The organism is Amycolatopsis sp. FU40, from assembly GCF_021903635.1.
In the GTDB taxonomy this organism is placed as follows: Bacteria; Actinomycetota; Actinomycetes; order Mycobacteriales; family Pseudonocardiaceae; genus Amycolatopsis; species Amycolatopsis dendrobii.
Genome location: NZ_CP091381.1, coordinates 7,754,056 through 7,770,853 on the forward strand (window position 1 = coordinate 7,754,056; position 16,798 = coordinate 7,770,853).

The following is a 16,798-nucleotide window of genomic DNA, read 5'->3' on the forward strand; positions in this document are numbered from 1 at the left end:
AACACCATCTCTTGGGCGCGCAGCCGAATTCGTACGCACGGCCCCCGGTGCAGGTTACCGACCGTTCCCGGGCGTCAGCCGCGGTGTTGCACGGAATTACCCCGTAGGTACCCGCGCGTGCTCGCCGCGAACACGGCAAAACCCGCCGCGGTTTTCGAGGAATCCGCGGCGGGCCGGCGAGGTGGAACCGCGGGCCGGTGCCGGTCGGGGGAGGGGAGTGCAACGGCACCGGCCCGCGGAGTTCTTGGTCGCGACCGGCGCGTGGCGGCCGGTGCGATGATCTTCAACCTAGCGTCCGATTACTGCGTCCGCTAGGTGTTCTGCCGGACATTTTTCGATTAATCGCGTTCGGGGTCAGGGGGTGGCCGAAGGTGGTCCGTCGCGCTCGGGGGGACGGACGGACCACCCTCGGCCGGGCGAGGATGCCGGGCGACCTTGCCGGTTGGGGTTGCCGGACGATCGCGCGCTCGCCAGTCGAGGCCGGGTGAGGTGCTCCGCCCGGAAGCACCCCACCCGGGTGATCAGGCGCTGACCGGACGCGGCTTCACCAGCGCGTGCCTGCCAGTCGTTTCCGCGGCCGATTCGGCTCGCCGGTTCTGCCCGGGAACGGCCGGGACCGCGGCGCGGCGGCGGGTCGGGCGATGCCCGGCAGCGGAGAGCGCTTGCGGGGCGAGACCGCCCGCCACCAGGTGCTCGTGCGCCACCTGCCACACCGAGCACGGCGCCTTGCAGCGGTGCCAGCGCGTCGAGCAGGTGGGGCAGTCGCCGCGCTCGTCGGGCTCGTGCGCCTGCAGCATCGCGCGCCAGCCCTCGGCGAGCCGGGGCAGTTCGGAGCGGGCGACCGAGACCAGCGACGGGGCGTCGGCGCGTTCCGCCAGGTCGGACAGCATGTCGAGGCGCTCCCATACGGCGTTGCGGAGAACCTGACCGAGAACCTGATCCATGGGGAAACTCACCGTCACCTTTCCGCCATAGTGGCGGCTTCGTTGAGCGCGGCCCGGAGCTGGCCGAGCTGGCCGGACGTGAGACGGGCGGTCTCCCCCGGCGGGGACACCACGACGACCTCGTCGTCCTCGACGAACACCGTGACGGCGCGCTCGCGGCTGATGAGATCCCCGCACTGCACGCGCCACACGACCTGACCGCCCTCGAAATGCCGCACGCCCGCGGTGCGCGGGTCGGCGGACACCGAAGCGGCGACGGCGGAAGCGACAGTAGGCGGCACCGGACGTGCCGTGGCGATTCCCGGTGCGGGCCGAACGGACCGCACCGCGGTCCCGGCTTGTCCTCCACCGAGCGAATCCACGAACTCCACTGTCCCTCCACGCTTTCTCGTCCCGGGCCGCTGCACCTTGCGGGATGCATCAGCGCCGGCAGATCTGTGTCGTCGGGTCCATCGCTCTCCGTGATCGCCGCGGGTGACCGGGCGCTGACGGAGATCTGGCAACTACAGTGAAGTGAAACCGGGTGCGAGAGAAGGTCGAAACCGCGTCATAGCGGTGACCGGACCGCGTTCCACGGTAAGCGGTCAGCGGAGTTCGGCCCTGCCGATCAACCCCGCTGTTCGCGCGTTTCACAAGGTTCTCGCGTGTGCTTAGGGTGCTGATCAGACGCCCAGGAGACGGTGAGGGGGCGCAATGGCAATGGATGCCAGTGCTGGCAGTGGTTCCGGAGTCTCTAACGCAGACACCCGGTCAGGCAATCCGGTTCCGGCCGACGCCTGGGAACAGCCCGAGATGCGGGAGGCGCTCGCCGCCCGCGAGGTCAGCGCCGTGTACCGGCTGTTGCGCAAACACGGAGTATCGCAGCGCCAGATCGCCGCGATGACCGGCCAGTCGCAGTCCGAGGTGTCGGAGATCCTCAAGGGTCGCCAGGTCATGGCCTACGACGTGCTCACGAGAATCGCCGACGGCCTGGGTGTCCCTCGTGGATACATGGGTCTCGCCTATGACGAGACCACGGCGATACGGGTCGTCGGCGCGTCCGACGGCCGGCAGGCTGAGGAGGACGAGTCCGTGAAGCGACGGAGGTTCCTCGCGCACGCCGCCCAGGTCACGATGGGTGCGGCGGTGTTCGGTCCGGAATCAGGCACGTGGTCGGAGGCGCCCGCGCGCACTCCCGCCCCCGGGCGCATCGGGACGACCGACGTGCGCCAGGTCGAGGCGGCGACCAGAGCCTTGCGCGCGCTCGATTACCAGTACGGCGGCGGATTCTGCCGCGACGCCGTCGTGGCCCAGCTGTCCTGGGGACAGCAGATGCTCGACTCCAGCGCGGCCGAGCAGGTGAAGAACCGGCTGTACACCGCGATCGCCGACCTGCACAGCCTCGCCGGATGGACCTCGTTCGACACCGGTCTGATGGACTCCGCCCGCGGCCATTTCGCGCAGGCGCTCGACCTGGCCAAACAGGGCGGCGACCACCACCTGGTGGCGAACGTGCTGTACCGGATGGGCCGCGTCTACCTGCACCAGGACGCCGCGAACGACGCGCTCAAACTGTTCCAGCTCGGCCAGATCGCCGCGCAGGAATCCGGTTCCGAGCTGGCCGTCGCCGTGCTCTGCGCCAACGAAGCGTGGGCCTACGCGATGATGGGCAACGAGGAGCAGTCGGTGAAGCTGCTCGGCCGGTGCAAGGACGAATTCGCGCGCGCCGACCTGGCCACCGCCGAATCGTGGGTCAAGTTCTTCAACGAGACCGATGTCTACGCGATGACCGGCACCGTGCACACCGTGCTGGCGATGAAGAATCCCGAGCACACGAAGTACGCGATCCCGGCGCTGAGCCGGGCGGTCGACGCCTACACCGACGACATGGCGCGCAGCAAGGCGTTCATGCTCAGCGCGCTCGCCACGAATCACCTGCTCGAGGGCGATATCGACCACGGCGTGAAGATCGGCGGCAAGGCCATCGAATGCGCGGAGAGCATCAAATCCGCGCGGGTCAAGGACCGGATGCGGCCGCTGCAGGCCGAGGCCGAACGGCGGCGCAACAACCCCGACGCACGCGACCTCGCCGACCGGCTCAAGATCTTCTACGCGGCCTGACCCGACCGGATTCGCCTTGCCCGAAGGCAGGTTCACCCCTGCGAAACTGCGCCGGGTGCTGGCGGCTGTCTGCGCTCGGCTCGGCTTCGATCCGGCGGGCGCGCGGCTGCTGCGGTTCACCAATAACGCGGTGTTCGCGCTGAACGGGGCCCCGGTCGTCGTGCGGATCGTCGGCTCCACCCGGCTGCGCCACCGCGTCGGCACGGTCGTGCGGGTGGCCGAGCATTTCGCCCGGTACGACGTGCCCGCGGTCCGGCTGCTGTCCGGGGTCGAGCAACCGCTTGACGTGCAAGGACATCTGGTCACCGTGTGGGATCTGGTGCCGTTCGCCGGACCGCCGCCGACCCCGGCCGACCTGGCCGGACTGCTGCGGCGGGTGCACGCGCTGCCCCCGCCGGACGGCCTTCCCGAATGGGAGCCGCTGCGTTCGGTCGAGGCGAGGGTCGCCGACGCGGAGGAGCTCGCCGAGGCCGACCAGCGGTTCCTGCTGGAGCGCTGCGCGCAGGTGCAGGACCGGCTCGACACCCTGGATTTCCCGCTGGCCAGGGGATTCGTGCACGGCGACGCGCATCCGGGAAATGTGCTGCCCGGCCCGGACGGACCGGTGCTGTGCGATTTCGATTCCTCGTGCGTCGGCCCGCCGGAATGGGATCTGACGCCGCTCGCCGTCGGCCGCGACCGGTTCGGCGACCCGCCCGCCCGGTATGCGGAGTTCGCCGCGGCCTACGGGTTCGACGTGACGGTCTGGCCGGGGTTTTCCGTGCTCAGAGCGGTGCGGGAGCTGAAGCTGACGACGAGCGTGCTGCCGATTCTGCGCAGCCATCCGCCGGTGCGGGCTGAACTCCGCCGTCGGCTGGCGGACCTGCGCGCTGGCCGGACGGACACCGCGTGGACGAGATACCGTTGAGCGGGATTCTGCACGTGCATTCGCCGACTGCAGATGACCGTTCGCCGCTTTCCATCGATGGCTGACGAGGTATCGCTGCGCAGCGATAATTCGGCCCGGCAGATCGCCCCGGATAGCGTACTGCTAGTCCCATTGTGCAAGTTGCGGCTACCCGCCGTCACCTTGGCCGGTCAGGACACCGTGACCGGAGCCCGGGTAAGCACCACGGCGAAGCCGAAGGCGAGCCCCATGACGGTCAATTCCAGCGTTGCCCACGAAGCGAGCGCCGTCCGCTGGTGTCGCACGATGCGCGGCATCAGCCGCCACCGCAAGTTGGCGGCCAGCAGCGCGATCGCGCCGGTGCACAGCACCTTCAGCACCATCAGCTGGCCGTACGGCGTGGTGAACACACCAGCCCAGAAGCCGATCGTCGGATTGGCCAGGATTTCCACGATGCCGTTGAACAGCCCGGTCACCGCGGAGAGCACCAGGCACAGCGTCGCCAGTTTCGAGAACCGCGGCAGCGCGTGCGCGAGCAGCGTCCGGTTGGCCGCCAGCAGCACGATCATCGCGCCTAGGCCGCCGCACCAGGCGACCGCGCTCATGACGTGCAGCTCCATCGAGATCATCGTGTAGTCGTGATAGGCCCAGTTCGACGCGTGACCGGTGACCGGCAACGGCAGCAGCGCGAACATTCCCAGGCCCACCCGCACCTCGGCGGGCACCTTTTCGCCCTTGCGCAGTGCGACGAACCCGAGCGCGGCGTGCAGCAGCGCGAGCACCGCCACGATCACCAGCGCCTTGCCCGCGCCGACGTCGGCGATGTAGCTGCCGATGTCGCCGCCGGTCAGCATCTTCTTGCCCGGCTTGTACTCCGCGGTCTGCAGGATCAGCGCGACCACCGCCGTCGCCGCCCAGATCAGCGCGGCGGCGACAGCGGCGGGACGGGCCCGGCGCAGCACCGGTTCGGTGAGCTTCGGCCGGTCATAACCGACCAGCACGGACAACAGGGCCAGGCCGATCGTCGCGACCGCGGACAGGTCCAGCAGCACGCGCACGATCGGGATGGCCGCCGAGACCACCTCGCTGGGTTCCACCACGCCCGGAATGGGCGAGGACGCGGTGAGCGCGATGCCGATCAGCGCGCCCAGCAGTCCCGCGACGACCACGCAGGCGAGCGTGGCCCAGCGGACCGCGGAGGTGGTCTCGGCTCGCGTCACTGGTCCGCCTTGTCCGATCCGGGGTCGCGGCCGGTGCGCAGCGCGACGGTGAGGCCGATCGCGAGCAGCACCACCGCACCGGCGATCCACACCCAGATCGGCACGCCGCTCGACGACGAGGACTCCGCCGGAGCCGACTGGGCCGGAGCCCCGGCCGCCTTCGCCGCGTCGCCCTTGGCCGGGGTGCCGGTGCCCGCGGCGGTGAGGGTGAACGGGATCTCGCCGGACACCGGGTGCCCGTCGGCGGAGAGGACCCGGTAGCCGACGGTGTACTTGCCCGCCGGGCCGAGCGGCCGCAGCGGCGCGCTGAGCACGTTGTTCTCCACCGTCACCGGGCCCTCGGCCCACTGGCTGCCGTCCGGTCCGGTCACCGCGATCTGGTTGACGTCGGCGTTCTGCACGTACTGGTCGAACGTGAGCGTGACCTTCGCCGGGCCCTTGGCGAGCGACGCGCCGTTGGCCGGGTCGGAGTTGATCAGCACGTTGTGCGCCAGCGCCGGGGTGGCCGTGCCGAGCAGGGCCACCCCGGAAATCGCCAGCGCGATAAGCGCTTTACGCATTACTTGGTTCCTTCGGTCTTTCCTGCTGCCGGGCGACGGGAACGCAGCACCGCGCCCGCGCCGACGCCGAGCCCGAGCGCGCCGACCACGAGGCCGGCTCCGCCGAGCCAGCGCGCCGTGTTGTCGGACGACGAAGCGGCTTCGGCGTTGTCACCGGAGGCCGCGGTCTGCGTGTGGCCGCCGTGCTCCGAGGATTCGGCGGCGGCGAGCTTGATGGTCGGGGCGGGGTGCTCCGGCTCTTCGCCGCTGGGCGGGGTGGGCTGGTTCCAATCCACCACTTTGCCACCCTCGTAGGTCTGGACCGCCGGGAACTCCAGCTGGTCCACATTGGACGGCAGCGGGCCGCCGCTGACCTCGAACTCCTGGAATTCGGTCGAACCGATCTTCGTGCCCGGCTGCGCGGTCCAGACGACCTTCGTGACCGCCTCGGTGATCTTCGTGCCGGACGCGGTGGTCACCGGCTGCGGCAGCTTCGACTTGGTGACCTCGGCGGTCCAGCCGGGGATCGGCTTGGTGCGGAAGTTGCCGATGCCGTACTCCGGTTTGACGTCGACCTCGACCTTGACCGTGCCGAGCTTCGCGTCCTCGTTCGGGACGCGGAAGAAGATCGTGCCGTAGCCGCCCTTGGCCGGCTGGTCGCCGTAGACGTTGGCGGTCACGTGCGCGGACGCGATGCCGGCGCCGAGCAGACCGGTGGCGGCGACGGTCGCGGCGAGCACGCCGGCACGACGGAAGACATGGTGGGACACAACTGCTCCTGAACAGGGGTGAGCCGACGGAGGCAGGGCCTGCGCCGGAAGGGGGGAAGGGGTGGTGAGTGCTGATCACGGTTAGCACCGGGATCGCCGCTCACGAGGGGTTCAGGAGCCCCCAGGCGGCCCGCGCCGCCCCCGCACCCGCCGCAACTCCACGCTCAGCAACGGCACCGCCCGCTCAGGCCGTGCCCGCACCACTCCACTCGCCGCCACTGGCACCGGCAACGGCCGGACCAGCAGCGGAAGAATCACCCGCACCACGCGCAGCACCGCGAGCAGCATCGCGTCCGCCCGCGCCAGCACCAGCGCGGTGAGCAGGGTCGCGACGGCGTGCGCCGCGGTCATCTCCCAGCCGTCTGGAGCAGCGGCCGCACCGGACGGGTCGTGCCCGCCGAGCGTCGTCAGCACCAGGTGCATGACGAGCTGTCCGCCGCCGAGCACGACGATCGTGCCGAGCGGTCCGCGGGCCCGGCCGGCGAGCGCGGTGGCGGTCCAGCCGAGCAGGCCGGTCAGCAGAAGAGTGAGCGCGGGATCCGGCAGCCCGCCGTCGGCGACCGCGTGCGCGGTGACGGCGAGTGACGCCGAACTCAGCGCGAGCAGTCCGCCGCGGACAGCGGCGAGTGCGCCGCGGTGCCGGGCCGGAGTGCTCATTCGGGCAGCTTAACGGCACTCCGGTGGGTGACTGAAGCGTCTCGAATGGTGAGCACCTGCGGAAAACGCACAGGTAGGCGGGTCTCGATCCGGTAAAAACCGCCCGGTGGGGCCCGTCGCTTCGGTTGCCGACCCCTCGTTGATGCGAAACGGTGGGTAATCACAACCGAGAAGTGGGGGTTTCGACCGTATCCGTTCCGGGTAGTCACCCTGCCGATTGATGGGCTACTCCGAACGGGTGACGTCCGGGGCTCGCAAGCTGGCGGGAGAACGAATACGGATGAACCTCTTCGAGTACATCTCGGACCGGTGGGGAAGGCTGCTGCTCCAGGCGTGGCTGCACACCAGCATGGTCGTGCAGTGCACGATCCTCGCCGCGATCCTCGGCGTGCTGATCGGCATCGCCGTCTATCGCAGCCCCATCGGCTCCGCCGTCGCCACGGCGCTGGCCAGCACGATCCTCACCGTCCCGTCGTTCGCCCTGCTGGGTCTGCTGATCCCGCTCTCGGGACTCGGCTCGACCACCGCGGTGATCGCGCTCGTGCTGTACGGCCTGCTGCCCATCGTCCGCAACACGATCGTCGGCCTCGACGCGGTCGACCCGGCGATCACCGACGCCGCCCGCGGCATCGGGATGAGCAGGCTCTCCGTGCTCACCCGGGTCGAACTGCGGCTGGCCTGGCCCGCGATCCTCACCGGCATGCGGGTCGCCACGCAGATGCTGATGGGCATCGCGGTGATCGCGGCCTACGCCAAGGGCCCCGGCCTCGGCGCGGAGGTCTTCTCCGGCCTCACCAACGCCGGGAGCACGAACTCCCTCAACCAGGCCCTCACCGGCACCCTCGGCGTGGTCATCCTCGCGCTGGTGCTCGACGGCATCTACGTCCTGATCAAGCGATTCACCATTTCTAGGGGTGTCCGTGGCTGAGCACACTGCGACCGAAGAAAACGTCTCCGGCGTCGAGATCGAACTCGACCACGTCACCAAGCGCTACTCCGGCACTCGCGCCCCGGCCGTCGACGACTTCTCGATGGTCGTGCCCGCGGGCAAGATCGTGGTGTTCGTCGGCCCGTCGGGCTGCGGCAAGACCACCACGATGCGGATGATCAACCGGCTGATCGAGCCGTCGTCCGGCCGGATCACCATCGGCGGGCAGGACGCGCTGAAGCTCGACGTGGACACCCTGCGCCGCCAGATCGGCTACGCGATCCAGCAGGCCGGGCTGTTCCCGCACTTCACCGTCGCGCAGAACATCGCCGTCGTGCCCGGCCTGCTCGGCTGGGACAAGAAGAAGGTCTCCGCACGGGTCGAGGAGATGATGGACCTGGTCGGGCTCGACCCGGCCGATTTCCGCGACCGCTACCCGCGCCAGCTGTCGGGCGGGCAGCAGCAGCGCGTCGGGGTGGCCCGCGCGCTCGCCGCCGACCCGCCGGTGCTGCTGATGGACGAGCCGTTCGGCGCGGTCGACCCGATCACCCGCGGCAACCTGCAGGACGAACTGCTGCGGCTGCAGACCGACCTGAAGAAGACGATCGTCTTCGTCACCCACGACTTCGACGAGGCGGTCAAGCTCGGCGACCGGATCGCGGTGCTCGGCAACCAGTCGAAGATCCTGCAGTACGACACCCCGGAGTCGATCCTGGCGAACCCGGCCGACGACACCGTCGCCGGTTTCGTGGGCGCCGGTGCCTCGCTCAAGCAGCTGACCCTGCTGCGGGTGCGCGACGTCGAACTCCAGCAGGACGCGCTCACCACGACGATCGACGAAGCGCCCGCGGACGTGCGGGAGAAGCTGAGCAAATCGCGCAAGCCGTTCGCGCTGGTGCTCGACCAGCGGCGACGGCCGATCCGCTGGGTGCACGTCCGCGAGCTGACCAACGCCACGTCGCTGGGTTCGGTCGGCAAGCCGCTGCGCGACATCGTGAGCCTCCAGTCGACGCTGCAGGACGCGCTCGAGGCGATGCTCGCCGAAGGCGGTTCGGTGCCGGTCACCGGCGCGCGCGGCGAGTACGCGGGCACGATCAAGCTGGACACCGTCATCGCGACCATCCAGCAGTTGCGCGACGAGCACGCCGACGACCACGTCGACGAGGACGGGGCCACGGCATGACCGCTGCCGTCGATACCGGATTCAGCACCGAGTCAGGCTCCCGCCGCGCGGAACGCGTCCGCCTGTTCGCCCAGCCCGCCGTGGTCGTGCTGATCGTCGCCGTGACGCTGATCTGGGTGTTCGCCAGCGGGCTCACCGCGACCGAAAAGGAAACGCTGAACGCGGAGTCGCTGCTCACCGCGCTGCGCGACCACGTGGCGATGACCGTCGTGGTCACCGCGATCGTGGTGCTGGTGGCGGTGCCGCTCGGCATCATCGTGACCCGGCCGTGGGCGAAATGGCTCGCGCCGGTCTTCCTGGCCATCGCGAACATCGGACAGGCCGCGCCCGCGCTCGGCGTGCTCGTGCTGTGGTTCATCTTCACCGGCGCGGTCGGCGGGCTCTGGGTCGCCGCGCTGCCGCTGGCGTTCTATTCGCTGCTCCCGGTGCTGCGCAACACGATGGTCGGCATCCAGCAGGTCGACCCGTCGCTCATCGACGCGGGCCGCGGCATCGGGATGTCCGCGCAGAAGGTGTTGTGGCGGGTGGAATTCCCGCTCGCGGTCCCGCTGATCCTGGCCGGCCTGCGCACGTCGCTCGTGCTGGCGGTCGGCACCGCGACGTTCGGCATGTTCGTCAACGCGGGCGGGTTCGGCCTCCTGATCGACACCGGCTACAAGCTCAACCTGACGAAGGTGCTGATCACCGGTTCGGTGCTGGCCGTCGCGCTGGCACTGCTGGTGGACTGGCTGGGCGCGGTCGCCGAGCAGTACTTCGGACCGAAGGGACTGCGCTGATGAACGTCCTGAAAAAGGCGGGCGCGCTGGTCGGCGCCGCCCTGCTCGCCGGGACGCTCTCGGCGTGCGGGCTCGACGTCAACACCTCGATCCCGTTCAAGATCGAACCAGGGTCCATCCGGCCGATCCCGTCGCTCGAAGGCCAGCGCGTGGTCGTCGGGTCGAAGGACTTCACCGAGAACATCATTCTCGGCTACATGGCCGAAATGGCGCTGAGCGCGGCGGGCGCGGACGTCATCGACCTCACCGACATCAAGGGGTCGAACTCGTCTCGGCAGGCGCTGCTCAACGGGCAGACCGACGTGACCTGGGAATACACCGGCACCGGCTGGATCAACTACCAGGGCAACGAGCTGCCGGTGCCGGGCGGGGAGAAGGCGCAGTACGAGGCCACGAAGAAGGCGGACGCGGAGAAGTACGGCGTCACCTGGCTGAACTACTCGCCGCTGAACGACCAGTACGCGTTCGCCACCACCGAGGCGTACGCGGCGAAGAACAACCTCAAGTCCACGTCGGACCTGGCGAAGTTCCTCACCACGCACCCCGATCAGAACCGGTTCTGCCTGGAGACGGAGTTCACCAGCCGCCAGGACGGGTTCCCGGCGGCGGTCAAGGCGTACGGGTTCAAGAACCCGAAGATCGAGAACTTCGGCATCGGCACCATCTATTCGGCGGTGGCCAACGGCACCTGCCCGGTCGGCGAGGTCTTCACCACCGACGGCCGGATCTCCGGGCTGAACCTGCGCGTGCTCGAGGACGACAAGAAGGCGTTCCCGCAGTACAACGCGGCGGCGACGCTGCGGACGGAGTTCCTGAACCAGCACCCGGAAATCCGCGGACCGCTGGAGACGGTGGCCGCGGCGCTCGACAACAAGCAGATGGTCGAGCTGTGCAAGAAGGTCGACGTCGACGGCAAGGACGCGGGCACCGTCGCGCACGACTGGATGCTGGAGAAGGGCTTCATCAAGTAGCGCTTCCCGGCAGCGGAAAGGGCCCCTTGAGTTCGCTCAAGGGGCCCTTCGCCGTTTTTCAGATGCCCAAGCGGTGCAGCAGCTGCTCTTCCAGCCGGTCCAGTTCGCCGGTCACCGCGCGGTGCGCGGCCTTGCGCCGAGCCGCGGGCATGCGCTCGGCGGCGCGCACCGTGGCCGACAGCTGTTCCAGCGTCGACTGCGTTTCGACAGCGAACTTCTGGTCCTGCTCGGTCGCCTTCGCCGACTTCTTCAGCTCGCCGAGCCCCTGCACGAGACCCGCGATCCGGGCGTGCAGCGCCGCGCCGCGGCCGGTGTACTCGCCGAGCTGGTCGACGGCGACACCCAGCTTGCGGGCCTGGTAGCGGTCGTACGCCTCCCGCGCCGCGCCCGCCGCGCGGACCGCGTACGGCGCGAGCACCGGCAGCACCGCCGGTCCGAGCACCTTGGCCACCGCGACCGCGTTCTTCGCCTTCTTCGGGGTGATCCGGGCTTCACCCTCGTCCTGCTTGGCCTTGTCTTGCTTGGCCTTGCGCGCCATGGCCGTTACCTCCCACGCCTTCTCCGGATGAACTTACTGGTCCCCGACGTGACGGGCATGTCGGCTCGCGCGGGGAATGTCGTACCCACGATCTATTGTGATCGCTATGGGAGACGAGGTGTTGCTCGACGCGGGAGCAGTGAGTCGTTGCCGCCGCCGGGTGCACCTGGAACACGACCCGGCGATGCGCGACGTGCCGTTGCCGCCGCCGGATCCGACCGCGCAACAGCGCATCGACGACGCGACCGCGCACCGCGAGGAAATCCTCGAACAGCTGGTCGCGGCCTCGGGCCCGGACGCCACCTGGGCGCGGGTGCCGCGCACCGCGCCCGCGGGAGAGCGGGTGCGGCTCACCGAGCAGGCGTTCGCCGATGCCGTGCAGTACATCTGGGGCGCGCTGCTGCCCGCCGATCCGGTCGGGCACCGGCGCGGCGGCATCGACCTGCTGGTGCGCGTCGGCGACGGATACGTGCCGGTGCTGGTGGTCCGGCACCGGATCACCGACCGCGGCCAGGGCGCGCCCACCACCGCGATGACGGAGCTGGACCCGGCGCGCCGTTCGCCGGACGAACTGCGCAAGGTGCGCTCGCAGCCGCGGGACCAGCTGCGGCTCGCCCACCTGCGGCGCATGCTGGAGACGCGCGAACTGGCGGCCGGCGGCCGCGCGATCGGCGGCGTGATCGGGCTGGACGCTGACGTCGTCGTCTGGCACGACCTCACCGCGGGCACCTGGCCAGGCGGCCGCAGCGCGCTGGACGAATACGACGCACGCTTCGCCGACCGGCTCGCCGTGGCGACCGCCGCTGCCACCGGTGCCGAAGCGTTGGCCGCGCCCTCGCGCGTGCTCGAATGCCGCCGGTGTCCTTTCTGGGCCACTTGCGAGGTCGTGCTCACCGAAACGCGTGACGTAAGCCTGGTGGTGCGCGGCGAGGACGCGGGCGAGCTGCGCCGTGTCGGTGTGTCCACTGTAGACAAGCTGGCCGCGCTCGACCCGGCAGCCGAGATGCCGCCGATGAACTGGACCGGCGGCACGTTCTCGGACGCGATCATGCTGGCCAGGGCATGGCTGGCGGACCTGACGGTGGTGCGCCGCACGCCGGAGATCGAGGTGCCGCGCGCGGACGTCGAGGTCGACGTGGACATGGAAAGCTTCGGCGATTCCGGGGCTTATCTGTGGGGGACGCTGCTGTCCGGAGCGGACATCGGGGTGCCGCAGGGGTACCGGGCGTTCGCGACCTGGGAACCGCTGCCGACGGTCGACGAGGCGCGGTCGTTCGCTGAGTTCTGGGCGTGGTTCACGGATGTTCGCTCGCGGACTCTTGCCGCCGGGCTGACTTTCCGGGCGTATTGCTACAACGCGCTCGCGGAGAACCGGTGGCTGTTCGGGTCGGTCGACCGGTTCAGGGAGTACTCCGGGGTGCCGGAGAAGCGGGCCGTGCAGTCCTTTGTGGATTCTGACGAATGGGTGGATCTGTTCCGCAGTGTGACGGATCAGTTCCTGTGCTCGCGGGGCAAGGGGTTGAAGGTGATCGCTCCGGTGGCCGGGTTCTCGTGGCGGGATCCGGAGGCCGGCGGCGAGGCCTCGATGCGGTGGTACCGGGACGCGGTCGGGATGGACGGCGCTGTTCCTGACGACGAGCAGCGGGAACGGCTGTTGCGGTACAACGAGGATGATGTGCTGGCGACGAAGGCCCTGCGGGAGTGGATGAGCGGGCGGGCTCAGGTTGAGGTTCCGTACATGCTGGACATCTGATTCGCTCGGAAGCCGCGATGGCGCCGGAGTTTCAGCCGGAAACGGCATAGCCGAGCGCTAGCGGTTCCGAATGGGTGTCCCGCGGAGCAAGTGCGCGAAAGGCGCCGGGAGTGTGCTGCGGTGTCTTGCCAGCACACTTGACCCGGCGGGGCTATTCGGCGGAGCGCAGTTCCTCGTTCTGGCGCTGGGACTCGTGAAGCTGGTCCTCGAGGGAGACGATGCGGCAGGCGGCTTCGACGGCCGTGCCCTGGTCGACCAGCTCTCGTACGCGTGCGGCGATGCGCAGCTGCTGGCGGGAGTAGCGGCGATGCCCGCCAGGCGAGCGCTGCGGCTCGATCAAGCCGGCCTCGTCCAGGCTGCGCAGGAAGTTCTGGCTGGTGCCGAGCATCTCGGCGGCCCGGCCCATCGTGTAAGCGGGGTACTCGTCGTCGTCGAACTTGTCGGCCCCGCCTGAACCGGCAGGCGGGGTAGCGCGTGGGTCAGGGGTCATTCCACCTCCACATCACAAGGGACCCCGGGTGCCGCTCGGCACCCGGGGTCCCAGGGTTGGGTTCCATCATTGTCAACCGGCTGTGCAGCCGGCCTCTGGTATCCGCGGGGTCCGTTCACCGGACATTCCGCGCGGAGATCGCTGATTCGTAACCGAGAACCACCTGCCAATCGGATGGGACTGCGGTACCCGCGCGGCATTCCTGCTCCGCCGCCGCGGGCGATCCAATGATGTGACCGTTCCCTTCTTTCCGGTGTTTTCCTCTTGCGGTGTTCACTTTCGGTAGTGCGACTGCTGCGGACGTCACCGGCTGGAACCCTTTCCCTGCTCGGCCCCAGCACGCGTAACGCCGCTGGTCACTGCCCGGAACCCGGTCGAACATCGGCTCCGGCCATCTGACCGTTCCGCACTGCCTGGCCTGCCAGCGCGGTTCTCGCAACTGCACTTGCCGTACGGGATCGGCCCTGCGTGAAACTTCTGCCCGGTCCGATCCCGCGGTACTGCGCTCACGGGCAGTTCGTCATCTCCCGTGCCTGATTGACATTGTCTTTCTGTGTACGAGGAGAACACTACCCATCCTCGGAGTCGAATGTCTACCCCCGTGACGACAGATTTTCTCATCTCCGTCGAGTGGGTGACCGAGCGGCGGGAACAGTCGCCGCGCAGTCGCGCTTCCGCTATACTCGTCCACGAGTACTCGCCTACGAGGAGGTTCGAGCGTGAAGCGGCGGAAGGTGTCCAACCTGCTGGGCCTCGCCGTACTGGCCACCGTGTTCGAACGGCCGATGCATCCGTACGAAGTCGCCTCCGTCCTGCGGGAACGCGGCAAAGAAAGCGACCTGAAGATCAAATGGGGCTCGCTCTACACCGTTGTCGGCAACCTCGAAAAGCACGGATTCCTCGAAGCCGTCGAGAACGTGCGAGACGGCGCGCGCCCGGAGCGGACCGTCTATCGGATCACCGACGCGGGCCAGGCCGAGTTGGAGGATTGGGTCGCGGAATTGCTCGCGGTGCCGGATCTGGAGCCGACGCGGTTTCACACGGGGCTGTCGGTGATGCTCGCGCTCGGGCCGGACGTTGTCGACCAGCAGTTGCGGCACCGGGTCGGCGAGCTGGACCAGATGATCGGCGAGCGGGCCGAGGCGCTGGCGAAGATGCGGGCTGAGCTGCCGCGGCTGGTCCTCGTCGAGGCGGAGTACCAACTGGCGATGTGGCGCGCGGAGGCCGAATGGGTTCGCGGGCTGCGGGAGGAGCTGGCCACCGGCGCGATACCGGGGGTCGAGGAATGGCGGCGCTACCGGGAGACCGGCGAGCTGCCCGACATGGCCGCCTTCGTCGAGAGCGAAGGCGAATAAAGAAGGCCCCGGAGGAGGTGCTGGCACACCGCCGCCGGGACCGGGAACCGTCGAACTGGAAACCGCGGGTGCGGAAACCTGTCTTCAGGCTGCGTCGAAAAGGATACCGGCCCCGCGGCAACCGGTTCGGGAACAACCGAACAGGGAGAAGCAGATGGGGAACACACAGGTCAAACGTCATCGCACGAAGCTGCTGCCGGAGATGGAGGGGCCGGTCGCCCGGGCGTACGCGCGTGGGCGGCGTACCGAACCGCAGCTTGTGCAGTACCGCGAGTCTGCCGAGATGCTGGCCGCGGATCTGGCCGAGGGCGCCGACGTGCTCGAGGTCGCGCCGGGGCCGGGCTACTTCGCGGTGGAGCTGGCTCGCACCGGGCGGTGCACGGTGACGGGGCTGGACGTCAGCCGGACGTTCGTCCAGCTGGCCAGGCAGTACGCGCAAGAACAGGGCGTCTCGGTCGACTTTCGCCGCGGTGACGTGGCGGCGATGCCGTTCGCGGACGGGTCGTTCGACTTCCTGATCTGCCAGGCGGCCTTCAAGAACTTCGCCGACCCGGTGGACGCGCTCGACGAGATGCACCGGGTGCTGCGGCCGGGCGGCGTCGCGCTGGTGCAGGACTTGAGCAAGAGCACCACGGACTCCGAACTCGACGCCGAGGTCGCGCGGATGAATCTCGGTCCGGTGGCCACGTTCACCACCGTTCGCACGCTCCGCGGGCTGCGCCGGCGGGCGTACACGCCGGAACAATTCCGCGCGACGGTCGAGGAGAGCAAGTTCCGCACCTGCGCGGTGACCCCGGACGGGATCGGCCTCGAGGTGCGGATGCGCAAGGAGTGACGGGGCGAGTGGGGGTGCCGCCGAGGGGGCGGCACCCCCACTCGTCAGCAGATCAGCGCGGGGCCATCCGCAGCGCGCCGTCCATGCGGACGACCTCGCCGTTGAGGTAGTCGTGGTCGATCAGCGACAGGGCGAGCTGCGCGTACTCGTCCGGCCGCGCCAGCCGCTTCGGGAACGGCACCCCGGCGGCGAGCCCGGCGCGGAACTCGTCGCTGACGGTGGCGAGCATCGGGGTGTCGACGATGCCGGGGGCGATCGTCAGGACGCGGATGCCGTGCGAGGCGAGGTCGCGCGCGGCCGGCAGGGTCATCCCGACCACGCCGCCCTTGGACGACGCGTACGCGACCTGCCCGATCTGGCCGTCGAACGCGGCGACGGACGCGGTGTTGATGATGACGCCGCGGGCGTCGTCGGCCAGCGGTTCGGTCTTCGCGATCGCCTCGGAGGCGATGGTGACCACGTTGAAGGTGCCGATCAGGTTGATCTGGATGACCTTCGCGTACAGCCCGAGGTCGTGCCTGCCCTTCTTCGACAGGATGCGCGCGGACGGTCCGATGCCCGCGCAGTTGACCACCGTGCGCAGCGGCACGCCCGCGCCCGCGGCGGTGTCGACGGCGGCCTGTACCTGGTCCGGGTCGGTCACGTCGGCTTCGACGTAAGTGATCCCGTCGACCTGCTCGGCCTTCTCGATCGAGGGCGCGAGGTCGAGGGCGAACACCCGCGCGCCTTTCGCGGCCAGTGCCTTGGCGGTCGCGCCGCCGAGACCGGACGCGCCACCCGTGACGAGCGCTGCGGTGTCGGTGATCTGCATCTTCAGCCTTCCTCCTGCTCTCCGGTGCCGCGGTGCACCTCC

The 16,798-nt window shown here is 69.4% G+C and carries 18 protein-coding genes; 9 read left to right on the forward strand and 9 right to left on the reverse strand.

Going from position 1 to position 16,798, the window contains the following annotated elements; genetic code table 11:
• Positions 1 to 521: 521 nt before the first annotated feature.
• Positions 522 to 944: a hypothetical protein gene (locus tag L3Q65_RS36510; RefSeq protein WP_237597709.1), complete on the reverse strand. Its 423-nt coding sequence runs from the start codon at positions 942 to 944 to the stop codon at positions 522 to 524.
• A gap of 14 nt (positions 945 to 958) precedes the next feature.
• A complete protein-coding gene (locus L3Q65_RS36515; protein WP_037806886.1) occupies positions 959 to 1,315 on the reverse strand; it encodes a hypothetical protein in 357 nt (118 codons plus the stop codon).
• A 421-nt stretch (positions 1,316 to 1,736) separates the two neighbouring features.
• On the opposite strand from L3Q65_RS36515, the gene L3Q65_RS36520 reads away from it, so the two are divergent.
• Both L3Q65_RS36520 and L3Q65_RS36525 read left to right on the forward strand, forming a co-directional pair.
• Positions 1,737 to 3,044, forward strand: a complete 1,308-nt coding sequence (locus L3Q65_RS36520; RefSeq protein ID WP_237597710.1) for a helix-turn-helix transcriptional regulator — start codon at positions 1,737 to 1,739, stop codon at positions 3,042 to 3,044.
• A gap of 16 nt (positions 3,045 to 3,060) precedes the next feature.
• Complete coding sequence (locus L3Q65_RS36525; RefSeq protein ID WP_182893575.1) at positions 3,061 to 3,951, forward strand: phosphotransferase family protein; 891 nt, start codon at positions 3,061 to 3,063, stop codon at positions 3,949 to 3,951.
• A gap of 170 nt (positions 3,952 to 4,121) precedes the next feature.
• Here L3Q65_RS36525 and L3Q65_RS36530 read toward each other — a convergent pair whose 3' ends face one another.
• The 4 genes from L3Q65_RS36530 to L3Q65_RS36545 all read right to left on the reverse strand — a co-directional run bounded on the left by L3Q65_RS36530 (position 4,122) and on the right by L3Q65_RS36545 (position 7,116).
• A complete protein-coding gene (locus L3Q65_RS36530) occupies positions 4,122 to 5,150 on the reverse strand; it encodes a copper resistance D family protein (protein WP_182893576.1) in 1,029 nt (342 codons plus the stop codon).
• The gene (locus tag L3Q65_RS36535; protein ID WP_182893577.1) at positions 5,147 to 5,710 is read right to left on the reverse strand and encodes a copper resistance CopC family protein; all 564 of its coding nucleotides are present in this window, start codon (positions 5,708 to 5,710) and stop codon (positions 5,147 to 5,149) included. Before L3Q65_RS36535 ends, L3Q65_RS36530 begins: the two co-directional genes overlap by 4 nt.
• On the reverse strand, positions 5,710 to 6,459 hold the full coding sequence (locus tag L3Q65_RS36540; protein ID WP_182893578.1) for a YcnI family protein: 750 nt from the start codon (positions 6,457 to 6,459) through the stop codon (positions 5,710 to 5,712). The genes L3Q65_RS36535 and L3Q65_RS36540 overlap by 1 nt, the downstream gene beginning before the upstream one ends.
• Positions 6,460 to 6,570: 111 nt before the next feature.
• Positions 6,571 to 7,116: a hypothetical protein gene (locus L3Q65_RS36545; RefSeq protein ID WP_237597711.1), complete on the reverse strand. Its 546-nt coding sequence runs from the start codon at positions 7,114 to 7,116 to the stop codon at positions 6,571 to 6,573.
• Between the two features lie 280 nt (positions 7,117 to 7,396).
• Here L3Q65_RS36545 and L3Q65_RS36550 point away from each other — a divergent pair, with 280 nt between their 5' ends.
• From L3Q65_RS36550 to L3Q65_RS36565, 4 genes are read left to right on the forward strand one after another with little or no spacing between them, the layout of a single operon-like run.
• On the forward strand, positions 7,397 to 8,044 hold the full coding sequence (locus tag L3Q65_RS36550; RefSeq protein WP_182893926.1) for an ABC transporter permease: 648 nt from the start codon (positions 7,397 to 7,399) through the stop codon (positions 8,042 to 8,044).
• Positions 8,031 to 9,227 (forward strand): ABC transporter ATP-binding protein, encoded by a 1,197-nt coding sequence (locus L3Q65_RS36555; protein ID WP_182893580.1) that lies wholly within the window; start codon positions 8,031 to 8,033, stop codon positions 9,225 to 9,227. The genes L3Q65_RS36550 and L3Q65_RS36555 overlap by 14 nt, the downstream gene beginning before the upstream one ends.
• A complete protein-coding gene (locus L3Q65_RS36560) occupies positions 9,224 to 10,003 on the forward strand; it encodes an ABC transporter permease (RefSeq protein ID WP_182893581.1) in 780 nt (259 codons plus the stop codon). The genes L3Q65_RS36555 and L3Q65_RS36560 overlap by 4 nt, the downstream gene beginning before the upstream one ends.
• Positions 10,003 to 10,974, forward strand: coding sequence for a glycine betaine ABC transporter substrate-binding protein (locus L3Q65_RS36565; RefSeq protein WP_237597712.1), 972 nt, complete (start codon positions 10,003 to 10,005; stop codon positions 10,972 to 10,974). Before L3Q65_RS36560 ends, L3Q65_RS36565 begins: the two co-directional genes overlap by 1 nt.
• 58 nt (positions 10,975 to 11,032) lie before the next feature.
• Here the strand turns inward: L3Q65_RS36565 and L3Q65_RS36570 are convergent, their stop codons facing one another.
• Positions 11,033 to 11,512, reverse strand: coding sequence for a DUF6474 family protein (locus L3Q65_RS36570; protein ID WP_182893583.1), 480 nt, complete (start codon positions 11,510 to 11,512; stop codon positions 11,033 to 11,035).
• A 106-nt stretch (positions 11,513 to 11,618) separates the two neighbouring features.
• On the opposite strand from L3Q65_RS36570, the gene L3Q65_RS36575 reads away from it, so the two are divergent.
• The gene (locus L3Q65_RS36575) at positions 11,619 to 13,265 is read left to right on the forward strand and encodes a TM0106 family RecB-like putative nuclease (RefSeq protein WP_237597713.1); all 1,647 of its coding nucleotides are present in this window, start codon (positions 11,619 to 11,621) and stop codon (positions 13,263 to 13,265) included.
• A gap of 151 nt (positions 13,266 to 13,416) precedes the next feature.
• Here the strand turns inward: L3Q65_RS36575 and L3Q65_RS36580 are convergent, their stop codons facing one another.
• Positions 13,417 to 13,755, reverse strand: a complete 339-nt coding sequence (locus L3Q65_RS36580) for a MerR family transcriptional regulator (RefSeq protein ID WP_182893585.1) — start codon at positions 13,753 to 13,755, stop codon at positions 13,417 to 13,419.
• A 719-nt stretch (positions 13,756 to 14,474) separates the two neighbouring features.
• Between L3Q65_RS36580 and L3Q65_RS36585 the strand changes: the two genes are divergently transcribed.
• Positions 14,475 to 15,110 carry a PadR family transcriptional regulator gene (locus L3Q65_RS36585; RefSeq protein WP_237597714.1) on the forward strand — a complete coding sequence of 212 codons (636 nt, stop codon included), beginning with the start codon at positions 14,475 to 14,477 and terminating at the stop codon, positions 15,108 to 15,110.
• A 154-nt stretch (positions 15,111 to 15,264) separates the two neighbouring features.
• A complete protein-coding gene (locus L3Q65_RS36590; protein WP_237597715.1) occupies positions 15,265 to 15,945 on the forward strand; it encodes a class I SAM-dependent methyltransferase in 681 nt (226 codons plus the stop codon).
• A 52-nt stretch (positions 15,946 to 15,997) separates the two neighbouring features.
• On the opposite strand, the gene L3Q65_RS36595 is transcribed toward L3Q65_RS36590, so the two are convergent.
• The gene (locus tag L3Q65_RS36595) at positions 15,998 to 16,756 is read right to left on the reverse strand and encodes an SDR family NAD(P)-dependent oxidoreductase (protein WP_182893588.1); all 759 of its coding nucleotides are present in this window, start codon (positions 16,754 to 16,756) and stop codon (positions 15,998 to 16,000) included.
• Between the last annotated feature and the right edge of the window lie 42 nt (positions 16,757 to 16,798).

Bases quoted from the DNA above. Each gene is read 5' to 3' on its own strand.
- L3Q65_RS36510 (WP_237597709.1), bottom strand. From the start codon at position 944: ATGGATCAGGTTCTCGGTCAGGTTCTCCGCAACGCCGTATGGGAGCGC.
- L3Q65_RS36520 (WP_237597710.1), top strand. From the start codon at position 1,737: ATGCGGGAGGCGCTCGCCGCCCGCGAGGTCAGCGCCGTGTACCGGCTG.
- L3Q65_RS36535 (WP_182893577.1), bottom strand. From the start codon at position 5,710: ATGCGTAAAGCGCTTATCGCGCTGGCGATTTCCGGGGTGGCCCTGCTC.
- L3Q65_RS36545 (WP_237597711.1), bottom strand. From the start codon at position 7,116: ATGAGCACTCCGGCCCGGCACCGCGGCGCACTCGCCGCTGTCCGCGGC.
- L3Q65_RS36550 (WP_182893926.1), top strand. From the start codon at position 7,397: ATGAACCTCTTCGAGTACATCTCGGACCGGTGGGGAAGGCTGCTGCTC.
- L3Q65_RS36560 (WP_182893581.1), top strand. From the start codon at position 9,224: ATGACCGCTGCCGTCGATACCGGATTCAGCACCGAGTCAGGCTCCCGC.
- L3Q65_RS36565 (WP_237597712.1), top strand. From the start codon at position 10,003: ATGAACGTCCTGAAAAAGGCGGGCGCGCTGGTCGGCGCCGCCCTGCTC.
- L3Q65_RS36570 (WP_182893583.1), bottom strand. From the start codon at position 11,512: ATGGCGCGCAAGGCCAAGCAAGACAAGGCCAAGCAGGACGAGGGTGAA.
- L3Q65_RS36575 (WP_237597713.1), top strand. From the start codon at position 11,619: ATGGGAGACGAGGTGTTGCTCGACGCGGGAGCAGTGAGTCGTTGCCGC.
- L3Q65_RS36580 (WP_182893585.1), bottom strand. From the start codon at position 13,755: ATGACCCCTGACCCACGCGCTACCCCGCCTGCCGGTTCAGGCGGGGCC.
- L3Q65_RS36590 (WP_237597715.1), top strand. From the start codon at position 15,265: ATGGGGAACACACAGGTCAAACGTCATCGCACGAAGCTGCTGCCGGAG.
- L3Q65_RS36595 (WP_182893588.1), bottom strand. From the start codon at position 16,756: ATGCAGATCACCGACACCGCAGCGCTCGTCACGGGTGGCGCGTCCGGT.